The sequence below is a fragment of the Flavobacterium sp. PL02 genome (assembly GCF_035013205.1).
GTDB lineage: Bacteria > Bacteroidota > Bacteroidia > Flavobacteriales > Flavobacteriaceae > Flavobacterium.
This window is the reverse complement of sequence record NZ_JAYGJP010000001.1, coordinates 502,043-515,686: the sequence shown is the minus strand read 5'-3', so window position 1 is coordinate 515,686 and position 13,644 is coordinate 502,043. Positions and strand designations below refer to the sequence as shown.

Annotated in this window: 13 protein-coding genes; 9 read left to right on the top strand and 4 right to left on the bottom strand. The window is 33.9% G+C overall.

Features of this window, described 5'->3' with window-relative positions; genetic code table 11:
* The first annotated feature begins 8 nt into the window (after nucleotides 1-8).
* From SHI72_RS02125 to scpA, 8 genes are all read left to right on the top strand, one after another.
* Nucleotides 9-731, top strand: coding sequence for an SAM-dependent methyltransferase (locus SHI72_RS02125; protein WP_039111320.1), 723 nt, complete (start codon nucleotides 9-11; stop codon nucleotides 729-731).
* 22 nt (nucleotides 732-753) lie between these two features.
* A complete protein-coding gene (locus SHI72_RS02120) occupies nucleotides 754-1,212 on the top strand; it encodes an energy transducer TonB (RefSeq protein ID WP_082001747.1) in 459 nt (152 codons plus the stop codon).
* A 99-nt stretch (nucleotides 1,213-1,311) separates the two neighbouring features.
* Nucleotides 1,312-2,439 carry a methionine aminotransferase gene (locus SHI72_RS02115; RefSeq protein ID WP_323488898.1) on the top strand — a complete coding sequence of 376 codons (1,128 nt, stop codon included), beginning with the start codon at nucleotides 1,312-1,314 and terminating at the stop codon, nucleotides 2,437-2,439.
* Nucleotides 2,440-2,516: 77 nt separating this feature from the next.
* Complete coding sequence (locus tag SHI72_RS02110; RefSeq protein ID WP_323488897.1) at nucleotides 2,517-3,398, top strand: SDR family oxidoreductase; 882 nt, start codon at nucleotides 2,517-2,519, stop codon at nucleotides 3,396-3,398.
* 340 nt (nucleotides 3,399-3,738) lie between these two features.
* On the top strand, nucleotides 3,739-4,347 hold the full coding sequence (udk, locus tag SHI72_RS02105) for a uridine kinase (protein ID WP_039111328.1): 609 nt from the start codon (nucleotides 3,739-3,741) through the stop codon (nucleotides 4,345-4,347).
* A 111-nt stretch (nucleotides 4,348-4,458) separates the two neighbouring features.
* A complete protein-coding gene (locus SHI72_RS02100) occupies nucleotides 4,459-4,782 on the top strand; it encodes an FtsB family cell division protein (protein WP_039111330.1) in 324 nt (107 codons plus the stop codon).
* 24 nt (nucleotides 4,783-4,806) lie between these two features.
* Nucleotides 4,807-6,177, top strand: coding sequence for a methylmalonyl-CoA mutase subunit beta (locus tag SHI72_RS02095; protein ID WP_323488896.1), 1,371 nt, complete (start codon nucleotides 4,807-4,809; stop codon nucleotides 6,175-6,177).
* 42 nt (nucleotides 6,178-6,219) lie between these two features.
* Complete coding sequence (gene scpA, locus SHI72_RS02090; protein ID WP_323488895.1) at nucleotides 6,220-8,361, top strand: methylmalonyl-CoA mutase; 2,142 nt, start codon at nucleotides 6,220-6,222, stop codon at nucleotides 8,359-8,361.
* Between the two features lie 57 nt (nucleotides 8,362-8,418).
* Here scpA and SHI72_RS02085 read toward each other — a convergent pair whose 3' ends face one another.
* From SHI72_RS02085 to dapF, 4 genes are all read right to left on the bottom strand, one after another.
* Nucleotides 8,419-9,063, bottom strand: a complete 645-nt coding sequence (locus SHI72_RS02085) for a peptidoglycan-binding protein LysM (RefSeq protein ID WP_086895416.1) — start codon at nucleotides 9,061-9,063, stop codon at nucleotides 8,419-8,421.
* 496 nt (nucleotides 9,064-9,559) lie between these two features.
* Entirely contained in the window at nucleotides 9,560-10,600 is a 1,041-nt protein-coding gene (mltG, locus tag SHI72_RS02080) for an endolytic transglycosylase MltG (RefSeq protein WP_039111583.1), read from the bottom strand.
* Between the two features lie 60 nt (nucleotides 10,601-10,660).
* Entirely contained in the window at nucleotides 10,661-11,194 is a 534-nt protein-coding gene (locus SHI72_RS02075) for a GNAT family N-acetyltransferase (RefSeq protein WP_039111342.1), read from the bottom strand.
* Between the two features lie 67 nt (nucleotides 11,195-11,261).
* Nucleotides 11,262-12,044, bottom strand: a complete 783-nt coding sequence (gene dapF / locus SHI72_RS02070) for a diaminopimelate epimerase (protein ID WP_039111344.1) — start codon at nucleotides 12,042-12,044, stop codon at nucleotides 11,262-11,264.
* 137 nt (nucleotides 12,045-12,181) lie between these two features.
* On the opposite strand from dapF, the gene SHI72_RS02065 reads away from it, so the two are divergent.
* Nucleotides 12,182-13,582, top strand: coding sequence for a trypsin-like peptidase domain-containing protein (locus SHI72_RS02065; protein ID WP_323488894.1), 1,401 nt, complete (start codon nucleotides 12,182-12,184; stop codon nucleotides 13,580-13,582).
* Nucleotides 13,583-13,644 lie beyond the last annotated feature (62 nt).

The window sequence follows — 13,644 nt, the reverse complement described above, 5'->3', positions numbered from 1 at the left end:
TCAAACACATGAAATCAACTTCTTTATTAGGAAAACTTTATTTGATTCCGACAACCTTAGGCGAAAGTGACCCAATGGATGTTTTACCACAAACAATAAAGAGAAGCATTGATTTTATAGACCATTATATAGTCGAAAACGAGAAAACAGCAAGAAAATCTATCAAAGCCGTTTCTCCCGAAAAAAAACAATCTGAACTTATTCTTTTCACACTAAATAAGCGTACTGAAAATAGCGAGCATTTAGAATTCATAAAACCTTTATTAGAAGGGAAAAATGTGGGTTTAATGAGCGAAGCAGGTTGTCCTGGTGTTGCTGATCCTGGCGCTGCAATTGTAAAATTAGCACACGAAAAAGGAATTCAGGTAGTACCACTTGTTGGACCTTCTTCTATTTTACTAGCCATGATGGCTTCTGGAATGAACGGTCAAAGTTTTACTTTTAATGGGTATTTACCAATAGACAAAGACGAAAAAAAATCGGCATTGAAACATTTTGAGAAATTATCTCAGGATAAAAATCAATCTCAAATTTTTATCGAAACTCCGTACAGAAATAATAAACTAGTCGAAGATATTTTACAAATCTTAAATCCCGCAACACATCTTTGTATTGCTACAGATATTACTTTACCAACTGAGTTTATAAAAACAATGCGCATTTCTGATTGGAAAAAAATTAAAGTAGATTTACACAATCGACCTACCATTTTCATTATCCATAAAATGTAATCAAACCTTAAAACCATCATCTATGAAGAAGTTTCTATTACTGATTTTGATTTGCTTTGTGCAAAATACATTTTCTCAAACAATAAAAGAAGGTGATAAACTTACCGTAGACGCATCACTTACTATAAGTATCGATGATACAATTCCCCCACAAGGAACTATTCCTAACGATGATTATCTAATTTATAACACCGCTGGCATAGAAGTAAAACCTGAATTTCCCGGAGGCTTAATTGGTTTTGACAGTTTTATAAAACAAAATTACAAAAACCCAACAGATAATCTGAAGGGCAAAATATACGTGACGTTTATAATAGAAAAAGATGGTTCATTGAGTGATATCAAAATTTTAAGAGATATTGGTTATGGAACCGGTGCTGAAGCTATTCGCGTTTTAAAAACATCTCCTAAATGGACTCCAGGAATACAAAACAACAAGCAAGTTAGAGTTCTTTATTCTCTTCCTATAATTGTTAACTAATAAGCTATAGATTCTCTTTTTAGAAAATTATTCGTTTCAGAAAAAGAATTTAAAATTATCATAAAAAAGCTATCTTTATAAAAGTAATTATAGATTTTTATGAGCAAACTCCCCCACATTGGCACGAGTATTTTTACAGTTATGTCTAAAATGGCAAACGAATACAATGCCATTAACCTATCGCAAGGATTCCCTAACTTTCCTGTTGACGAACGCTTAACTAGTATTGTAGCACGACTTGCAACCGAGAATGTACACCAATACACTCCAATGACAGGTTATCCGCCGTTATTGACCAAAATTGCAAAACTAGTTCTGGACTCCTATAAACGAGTAGTTGTACCAGAAACCGAAATTCTTGTAACTGCCGGAGCAACTCAAGGTATTTTTACCACCATACAAGCGTTAATTAAAGCAAACGACGAAGTAATTATTCTCGACCCAAGTTATGATTGCTACGAAGCACCAGTTTTATTATGCAATGCACATTCAGTTCGAGTTCCTTTAAACGATGATTACACGCCAAATTGGGAAATCATAGAAAAAGCTTGTTCTGCCAAAACAAGAATGATAATCATTAACAATCCGTATAACCCAACAGGGAAAATTTTAGCGGAAGCAGATTTTGTACGATTAGAGAAGATTCTTGATAAATACCCAGACCTATTAGTATTATATGACGAAGTTTATGAATACATCACTTTTGAAGAAAAACATATCTCAGCACACACCCGTCAGCAACTTTTAGACCGTTGCATTATGATTTCATCTTTCGGGAAATCATTTCATATTACAGGATGGAAAATTGGCTACGTCGTAGCCCCAGAACATTTAATGATAGAAATCAAGAAAGTACATCAGTTTTTGGTTTTTAGTGTAAACAGTATTTCTCAAGTTGCAATAAGCGAATATCTAGATATTGTTGACGTTACTAAACTTGGCAAATTCTATCAGGAAAAAAGAGATTACTTTAAAAAATTACTAGAAAAAAGTCGATTCGAATTAAAACCATGCGAAGGAACTTATTTTCAGGTTGCATCCTATAAATCAATCTCCGACGAAGATGATGTGACTTTCTGCAAAAGACTAATAACCGAATACGGAGTTGCTGCAATACCCATTTCGACTTTCTATGCCAACGGAAAAGATTTAAAACTAATCCGTTTTTGTTTTGCAAAAGATAATGCTACACTCGAGGCAGCTGCCGAAAGATTATGCAGCATTTAGCATAAACTAAAATTAACACATTTATTATGCATGCATACTATTTAATTCTTATATTTACCTTTTAAATTTAAAAAAACATGAGTTATACAGATAAAATGTTAAGAGACGATGCTTTAAAAGGCAAAGTAATAGTGGTAACCGGCGGAGGAAGCGGACTAGGAAAAGCCATGACTAAATACTTTCTAGAGTTAGGTGCTAAAGTTGCAATAACGTCGAGAGATTTAGAAAAACTAAAAAACACAGCTACAGAACTTGAGGACCTAACAGGAGGAACTTGTTTACCACTGCAATGTGATGTTCGTCATTACGAAGAAGTAGAAAACATGCTACAAGAAGTTTTAAAAGCTTTTGGTAAAGTAGATGTATTACTAAACAATGCTGCTGGGAATTTTATTTCGCCAACCGAAAGATTATCAGCTAATGCTTTTGACACTGTTATCGATATTGTATTAAAAGGTTCTAAAAACTGCACACTTGCTTTCGGAAAGCACTGGATTGATACCAAACAAACATCGGCTACGGTATTAAATATTGTAACTACTTATGCTTGGACAGGATCAGCTTATGTTGTACCAAGTGCTACTGCAAAAGCTGGAGTTCTAGCGATGACAAGAAGTCTTGCTGTAGAATGGGCAAAATACGGAATCCGTACTAATGCTATCGCTCCAGGTCCATTCCCTACAAAAGGTGCTTGGGACAGATTACTTCCGGGTGATCTTGCAGAGAAATTTGACATGGCCAAAAAAGTACCATTAAAACGTGTAGGTGATCACCAGGAATTAGCCAATTTAGCTGCTTATTTAGTTTCTGATTTCTCAGCCTATGTTAATGGTGAAGTAATTGTTATCGATGGTGGCGAATGGTTAAAAGGAGCTGGACAATTTAATTTATTAGAAGCAATTCCAGAAGAACTTTGGGATCAGCTTGAAATGATGATAAAAGCAAAGAAAAACAAATAATAAGTGCTTACTAAAGTCAGGTATTCAAAAAAATCACTGATTGCACCAAAGACCTCGATTACTAAGTAATCGAGGTCTTTTCTTTTATATAGGTTCCACCTTATATACAAATACATTTTTTTATCAATATTTTGCAAACTAGTTTAACGTACTGATTAGAGTAAATTTGCGAAATCAGCATTAAACCTTTCCTCTAGTAAGGATTAATTATTGAATTAAAAACCGAATCAATAAAAAAATTAAAACAAGATAAAAGCTACAAGGAATTTTAGGAATTTTATCTAATGACAAATCCGTATTAATTGTTATTTTTGCGGCTTCAAATTATAACAATATTTTTATGCTCATCATTGGAATTGCAGGCGGAACAGGAAGCGGGAAAACAACCGTAGTACATCAAATCATGAATGAATTACCCCATGCCGAAGTGGGCGTGATTTCTCAGGATTCATACTACAGAGAAAATAAAAATCTATCTTTTGATGAAAGAGCCTTAATAAATTTTGACCATCCACGTGCGATTGATTTTGATTTATTGGTTACCCACTTAAAAGAACTTAAAGAAGGAAAAACTATCGATCAACCTGTTTATTCTTTTATCACACATAACAGAACCGACGATACAATTAGCACACATCCTAGAAAAGTAATGATTGTAGAGGGGATATTAATCCTGACAAATCCAGAACTAAGAGATCTTTTTGACATTAAAGTATACGTTCACGCCGATTCTGATGAAAGACTTATCAGACGTTTAAAGCGTGATATCGCCGAACGTGGTCGTGACTTAGACGAGGTTTTAACACGGTACCAAAACACTCTAAAACCTATGCATGAGCAGTTTATCGAACCAACAAAGGCTTTTGCTGATATTATCATACCAAACGACAAATACAATACCGTAGCAATAGATGTAGTTCGTGCAGTAATTAATCAACGTATTCTATAAATTTATTGTAAATTTATTGCATTAAAAATTAGGAGCTATTCCCGCTTTCGCCTTTATCTTTGTTCGTTCCTCTCAAAGGATATCGGCTTTATCAGGGCTAAAAAATAAAAAATGACAAATCCATATAAAGATAAATCCTGGTTTAAATTCCTGAGCAACAAGTATGTTTGGGTATTGTTGTTTTTTATAATCTGGATGGTTTTTCTTGATAATTACTCCTATTTTGACCATCGCTTTCTAGATAACCAAATAAATGAGTTAAAAGACAATAAAACCTATTATCAAGAAGAGATAAAAAAAGACCAGGAACAAATAAAAGAACTTAAAAACCCAGAGCAAATTGAGAAATATGCACGGGAAAAGTATTTTATGAAAAAAGATAGTGAAGATATTTACATCATCGAGTTTGAAGGTGACACTATCGAAAAAAAATAAATTCAGAATCATAAAAAGATAAAAATGGCTACTCCCCTTTTCGATAATTTTAGTCCAGTATCATCCAAACAATGGAAACAAAAAATTCAATTTGAATTGGATGGTGCCGATTATAACGAAACCCTGATTTGGAATTCGCCAGAAGACATTCAGGTAAAACCATTTTATCATAGTGATGAAAATATCAAGCCCGTTGAAGTAACAACCAAAGCAACTGATTTTAAAATATGTCAGAACATTTTTGTCCATGACGTTTCAAAATCAGTTGAAAGGGCTTTAGATTCCCTAAAAAGGGGTGCTGAAAGTTTGTATTTTACAATCGAAAATGACACCATTGCCGTTGATAAATTATTCGAAAAATTACCTTTAGAAAACAGAAATGTTTACTTTAATTTGAATTTTATTTCAATCGATTTCGTAAAAAAACTAAACGCAATTTCAATTCAGAAAAAAGCGAATTTTTGCTATAATATTGATCCCCTTGGGCAATTGGCAAAAGAAGGCAATTGGTTTTCCTTTACAACCAAAGAAAAAAACAATTTCGAAACACTTGAAATCCTTTCAAAGGAAATTCCAAATGCATCCTTAATAAGTATTAATGCAAGTTTATATCAAAATGCTGGCGCCAATATGGTACAGCAAATTGCATATACAGTAGCACATGCAAACGAATATTTTAATCGAATTCCCTCAATAAACGGAACCATCGTATTACAAGTATCAGTAGGAACCAATTACTTTTTTGAAATTGCTAAACTTCGTGCCTTACGATTGCTTTTTAATTTAATAGCAACCGAATACAATCCAAACCTAAAATGTCATATACTTGCTTCGCCCACAAAGCGAAATAAAACCTTGTATGATTACAATGTAAACATGCTACGTACCACAACCGAATGCATGTCGGCAATAATTGGTGGTGCAGATGCCATTGCTAATTTACCATACGATGCTTTATATCATAAAGACAATGAATTTGGGGACAGAATTGCACGCAATCAATTATTGATTCTTAAAAACGAAAGCTATTTTGACAAAGTCAATAATCCAGCTGACGGAAGTTATTATATAGAAAGTCTGACCAACCAACTTGCTGAGAAATCATTGACCTTGTTTAAAGACATCGAAGCCAATGGAGGTTTCTTAAAATTATTAAACGAAGGAATTATCAAAAGAAAAATTCAGGAAAGCGCCGATAAGGAACAAGAATTATTTGATACAAAGAAAGAAGTTTTACTCGGAACTAATAAGTACCCGAACAAAGACGACAAAATGAAGCATGATTTAGAACTCTTTCCTTTTGTAAAAATAAAACCAAGAAAGACATTAATTACACCAATAATAGAAAAACGGTTGGCCGAAAAATTAGAACAAGAACGTTTAGCTCTTGAATAATCTGATTTTAAAGTAATAACAACCCATACAAAAAGTGTTTCAATGATACGAAAAGACCTCAACCATATCAAGTTAGATGTTAAAAGTGAGAAGCTAGAAGTTGCTCCTAAAGACCAACAATCAACAAGCAGTAACTTTGAAACAGCCGAAGGAATTGACCTAAAAGCAGCCTATACAAAACAAGATATTGAGAATATAGAACATCTTGATTTTGGAGCAGGATTTGCTCCAAATTTAAGAGGTCCTTATGCAACTATGCATGTAAGACGCCCTTGGACAATCAGGCAATATGCAGGATTTTCGACTGCCGAAGAAAGCAATGCTTTTTACAGACGTAATCTAGCTGCAGGACAAAAGGGTTTATCAATTGCATTTGATTTACCTACGCATCGCGGATACGACTCTGATCACGAGCGTGTTGTTGGTGATGTCGGGAAAGCTGGAGTTGCTATTGACTCTGTCGAAGACATGAAGGTTTTATTTGATCAAATCCCGCTTGAAGAGATGTCAGTTTCCATGACAATGAATGGTGCGGTTTTACCAATTATGGCTTTTTATATCGTTGCTGCCGAAGAACAAGGTGTTCCTCCTGTAAAACTTTCGGGAACTATACAAAATGATATCCTAAAAGAGTTCATGGTGCGTAACACTTATATTTATCCGCCAACTCCTTCGATGAAGATTATTGCTGATATTTTTGAATTTACGAGCAAAAAAATGCCGAAATTCAATTCTATCTCCATTTCTGGATATCATATGCAAGAAGCAGGTGCCACTGCCGATATAGAATTGGCTTATACTCTAGCCGATGGATTAGAATATATACGAACAGGATTGGCAACAGGAATGCCTATAGATGAATTTGCTCCACGATTGTCTTTTTTCTGGGCAATAGGAATGAATCATTTTATGGAAATTGCCAAAATGCGTGCAGGAAGAATGATTTGGGCTAAACTAGTTCAGCAATTTAATCCTAAAAGCGATAAATCTCTTGCATTAAGAACGCATTGCCAGACAAGTGGCTGGAGTTTAACCGAGCAAGACCCATTTAATAATGTGGCACGTACTTGTATCGAGGCTACAGCAGCTGCTTTTGGCGGAACACAATCGTTACATACAAATGCTCTGGATGAAGCCATTGCATTGCCAACAGATTTTTCGGCAAGAATTGCTCGTAACACTCAAATCTTCTTGCAGGAAGAAACCAAAATAACAAAAACCGTTGACCCTTGGGCTGGTAGTTATTATGTAGAGAGCTTAACAAATGAAATTGTTGCCAATGCTTGGAAACTTATTGAAGAAGTTGAAGAACTAGGCGGAATGACTAAAGCTATTGAAGCTGGAATTCCTAAATTACGAATAGAAGAAGCTGCGGCAAGAAAACAAGCCCGAATAGACAGCGGACAAGATATTATTGTGGGTGTTAATAAATACCGACTAGAAAAAGAAGATCCTTTACAGATTCTTGATGTTGATAACCAAATGGTGCGTAAACAACAAGTTGCTCAACTAAAACATATAAAAGCAACCAGAGATTCTGAAAAAGTAAAAGCAATACTCGAAAAATTAATTCATTGTGCTAAAACCGGCGACGGTAATTTACTGGAAATAGCTATTGATGCAGCTAGAAATCGTGCTACTCTAGGCGAAATAAGCGATGCTTTAGAAACTGTTTTCGGAAGATACAAAGCGCAAATTAAATCCTTTAGTGGTGTGTACAGTGCAGCGATAAAAGACGACAAGAGCTTTGAGAAAGCAAAACAATTGGCCGATACCTTTGCCAAACAGGAAGGTCGTCGCCCAAGAATTATGATTGCCAAAATGGGGCAAGACGGTCATGACAGAGGCGCAAAAGTAGTTGCCACTGGTTATGCCGATGTGGGTTTTGATGTAGATATAGGTCCACTTTTCCAGACTCCGGCAGAAGCTGCCAAACAAGCTGTAGAAAATGACGTTCATATTCTAGGTGTTTCCTCACTTGCTGCGGGACATAAAACACTTGTACCTCAAGTTATAGAAGAACTAAAAAAACATGGTCGTGAAGATATCATGGTTATTGTCGGTGGTGTAATACCTGCTCAAGATTATCAGTATTTATTTGATGCTGGTGCTGTAGCCGTTTTTGGACCTGGAACAAAAATTAGTGAAGCCGCAATTACAATTCTGGAAATCTTAATTGACTAAAAAGTAAAAAACCTGCAATCTCTTGCAGGTTTTTTTATATTCTTAATTCGTAATGAATTATATCGAGTGAACTGTGGCATCATTATCTGCTTCGATTGAAGAGACATTGTAACCTCCAAAAGCCTTCATGTAACTTCTAATAGACGTTCCATAAGCATCTCTGAAATATTTTTGTCCATTATTCTTAAAAAAGTTTTTAACAGACCCAGCACCTCCTAAATGAGCCGCTGCTAATATTCCTGATTCGGTAATATAAATTCCGCTGATAAGCTTCCCTTCATACTTCTCGATTTCCTTCCTTAAAATCCATTTATTTTTAGACAACAAAGCAATAAATGCTTTTTCTTGTAACGCAGGGTTTCTTAGGAATGCTTCATCATTTCGTACTCCAATTGCTCTTAAAGCCTGGGTTCCGAATTGATATTTTCCCATGTAACCAAGTGTATTTACTTTTCTGTATTTGCCTTGAGATTCTCTTAAAGCGATTGCTTCTTTGAAACCAATTAGGTGGTTTCCGGTGAAAGGAATACTGTCTGAAACAGGATAATCTTTCTTTTCTTTAGATGGAAGTAAGTAGTCGGTTCCATCTGTTTTTTCTGTAAGAAACCAAGGAGTGGTGTCTAAATTAAAGGACTTAAAACCTGAGCTTAAAAACCCAATAATAACGGTTAATGTTGTGTAAAAATACCATTTCTTTATCATAGATTGTTTTTCTTTTGAACGCTGTCCCATTCAAAAATTTCTGCCCACAAAGATACAACAAAATTTACAAAGCTATAAATCAACCAGTTAAACTTTTCAAAAAACCCAAAATACGCCCCGTAACCGCCTAGTTAGGAGAGCGTTCCAAAAATCAATTTTATCTCTCAATAACGCGGAATCCCAATGAAAACGTTTTCAAAAAAACTGCTTTTTTGTCAATTTTTGTAAGAAAAACGTCGAGACGGGATAAGACTACCAATCTATTTTAAAATTCTAAATCGTTAAATTAGGGTCGTTTTTTTAGATATTTTCAATAAAAATAATTCTCTCTTTTGTCGAAAAATAAATTCAATTATTGGAGTAATTTCAAATAGCAATAATTAAACAAATCATACTTCTCAAAAATCTATTTATAAAATCAATATTTATAAAAAAAAGATGCCGAAGTCAATAATAACTTCGGCATCTTTTTATAGATTATATTTTACTTTCAGGACTATCTTACCACTCCTTGACTATTAATCCAGTCTGAGTATTTTTTTGCATTTACATTATGCTGTGCTAATGTCGATGCAAACTCATGATATCCAAAACGATCTATACTTGCACAGAAATAGATGTAATCATTTTTTTCAGGCTTTAAAACCGCTTCTAATGCTGTAATATCTGGCATTGCAATTGGTCCTGGAGGAAGTCCCGTATTCATATAGGTATTATATGGAGACGACATTGTTAAGTCTTTATAGAAAACTCTTTTTATTACTTGCTCAAAGTCATTTGATTTCTTTTTAATTGCGTAAATAACTGTTGGATCAGCTTGTAATGGCATTTCCAGACGCAATCTGTTTAAATAAACTCCTGCAATTCTAGGTCGCTCATCTTTTTTTACAGATTCTTTATGTACGATTGAAGCCAAAATTGTAGCTTCTACTGGAGTTAAACCTTGTGCAGCAGCTTGGTCTATTCTCTCTTTAGTCCAGAAATTATGATATTCTTTAATCATTTTATCACGAAACTTAAGAGCCGAAGTATTCCAATACACTTCATACGTATTCGGGATAAACATTGCAAACACATTATCTTCGTTAAAACCATTTTCTTTCATGAAAATAGAATCTTTAAATACTTTTAGCAATGATGTGCTATCAGCTTCTATTTGGGAAGCAACACGTCCTGCAAAATCCTCTAGACGCTCTTGATTGTTAAAAGCCAATTTTACTGGAACATTAGATCGCATTGCTCTAACCAAATCCATATTATTCATATCCTTGGTTAATAAAAAGCGTCCTGGTTTTACATTATCAGGATAACCTCTTTTACTAGCAACCATCTCAAAGTTCTTTAAATCTTTTACAAAGGGTTCTAATATCTTTTTTACATCTTCATAATTAGATCCCGTAGGTACATAAACGTAAACCTCTTTCTCAGAAAATTTAGTATTAGCACTAAAAATTTGGCTTATCAAAATAAACCCATAAACCATCAAAACCGAAATTACTATTACGGCACTTATTGTTATAATTTTCTTTATATTCATATGTGGTTGCATTACTTGCTAGTATTTTTTTTTAATTATAACAATTTAAAAACTAAACTTTTAAAACTCCTTATTAATTAATTGAAAAAGGGCTTCGTCCTGATAAACTCCATTAACTAAAAGCCAATCTTTTTTTGTTCCAATTTTTTCAAAGCCAAATTTAGTAAAAAGTGCATTACTTGCTTCGTTTTTAACACCAATATTTGCATATAATTGATGTAAATTAAGATGATAAAAAGAATATTTAATTAATAATGTTAAAGCTTCAGAACCAATATTTTGATTCCTTCTTTCATTATCCTGAATTACAATCCCAATACCTGCCCTATTATTTTTAGGGTCAAAATCGAATAAATCAACTAGACCAATGGCAGGAAAATCCTGATCTTGGCAAATAGCAAGTCGCAATTGTTTGGCTTCATAAATGTCCTGATGGGCATTTTCCAGATATTGTTTTATTAAGAATCGGCTGTAAGGTGTTTGAGTATTGCTTACTTCCCAAATACTAAGGTCATTTTCGACTGCATAGATAAACTCCAGATCATTGGGTTCTAATGCTCGTATATATATAGTATCGCCTTTTAATGTGATCATTTTTAATTTTAGAATTTAGCCCCGATCCCAAAAACGTCGGGATGAGATAGATTTCAGACTGAAAACATTAAATCTCGATTGTTCCTTTAAATACAAATTCTGCTGGTCCTTTTAAGAACACATTTGTAAAGTGCTCCCCTACTTTATCAAAAGAAACAACTAGTTTACCTCCTTCAACATTTAAGTTAATATCTGTTTCATTAGTTTCTCCTATTGCATTCATAGCTATTGCAACCGCTGTAGCGCCTGTTCCGCAAGCAAGAGTTTCATCTTCTACACCTCTTTCATAAGTGCGTAGTGAAAATGTTTTATCATCTACTTTTTTTACAAAGTTGATATTACTCCCTGGTTTTCCATACAATTCTCCGTAACGTATAGCTGCTCCGTTTTCTTTTACATTATAATGTTCTAAATCATCTACTATTTGTACATGATGTGGAGATCCTGTATTTAAGAACGTATAATTATCATATTTATTTATAGCATCAACATCTATCATTTGTAAAGAAACAATAGAGTCTGGTGCGATTGTAGCATGATGCAAACCATCTGTAGCTATAAAGGTAGTTTCATTTTCTATTACATCTAGTTTTTTAGCAAATGCCACCAAACATCTACCACCGTTTCCGCACATCGAACTTTGGTTTCCGTCGGCATTATAGTAAACCATTCTAAAATCGGTTTCAGAATCATTTTCTAACAAAATCAGTCCATCAGCACCAATTCCGAATCGCCTGTCGCACAAACGTTCAATTAATTTTGTATCTTTCTTTGGAAAAAAATCAGAACGATTATCAATCATTACAAAATCATTTCCTGTACCCTGATATTTATAAAATTCTACTTGCATTGTTATTGAATTGAGAAATACAAAAGTACGAACTATTAATGAAATGTTAATCATTGTTAAAGAGCGTTAAACCACTTTACTTCAGTTTTTTTTTGATATAATTTTATACATAGATAACTTAAACACTAATCAAAACTATGAAACGATTTTCAACCTTATTTTTAGTATCCTTATTAAGCGGTGCTACTACGCTTGGTGCATACAAGTTATTATTTGATAATAACGGTTCTCTTTTTGGCGAAAAGAAATCGATAGTAACTCTTGCTCCAAATTCATACTCTAAAACAGTAGGTTTAGGTGCCGAAACTGTTGATTTTACAGCTGCAGCAGATAAAACTATTCATACTGTGGTACACGTAAAAAATGTATCTCGCAGAACTGTTACTAACCCTATGTTAGAATATTTTTACGGTTATGGAGGTCAGCAAACACAAGAACAAGTTGGTAGTGGTTCTGGTGTAATTATTTCTGCTGATGGATATATCGTAACTAATAATCACGTGATAAAAAACGCCACTGAAATTGAAATTACTTTAAACAATAAAAAATCTTATACGGCAAAACTCATTGGAACTGATTCTAAAATGGATATTGCTTTATTAAAAATCGATGCCGACGAAAAATTACCTTATACTCCTTTTGCAGATTCTGATGCTGTAAAAGTGGGTGAATGGGTTCTGGCAGTTGGAAATCCATATAATCTAACTTCGACAGTAACTGCGGGGATTGTTTCGGCGAAAGCCAGAAACTTAGATACAAACGGAATTCAATCGTTTATCCAGACTGATGCCGCAGTAAACCCTGGTAATAGTGGTGGCGCATTGGTAAACACCAGAGGAGATTTAATTGGTATTAATACCATGATATCCTCTACAACCGGTTCTTATGTTGGATACTCATTTGCAGTTCCGTCTAATATTGCCAGAAAAATAATAGAAGATATTATGGAGTTTGGTAATGTACAAAGAGCTATATTAGGTGTAGAAGGGGGTGAACTTAATAATGCCGCTTCTAAAGAGCTGGGTATTTCTCAAACTCAAGGTTTTTACATCAATAAAGTAACTCAAAAATCAGGTGCTGAAAAATCTGGTCTTCAAAAAGGTGATATCATTGTAAAATTAGATAATCGAGATATAGCTACTTATGCTGATTTTTCTGGATATATTAATACCAAAAGACCTAATGATGTAGTTCAGGTAACTTATATACGTGACGGAAAAAATAAAGTAGTTCCTGTTACTTTAAGTAAAAATGAATTTTTTAGTACTGAATATAAAGGAATCGAATTAGAAAATATCGATGCAACCGATAAAAAGAGATTCGGTATAAACTATGGTGTAAAAATTAAAGCACTTACAAACGAAAATCTTAAACAGTATAATAATGAATTACAAGGCAACATTATTTTAAGTATTGACAATATAAAAGCAACAGACATTGAAACGGTTTCGAAACTTTTAAATCAAAAAGACGAAAACCAAAGTATACGAATTGAAATGATTAACAGAAACGGAGAAGTTATTCGAGTTATCATCTAAATCATTTTATTTCCCAAATTCAAAGCCATCCTGCAAAATCAGGATGGCTTTTTTATTTCCTT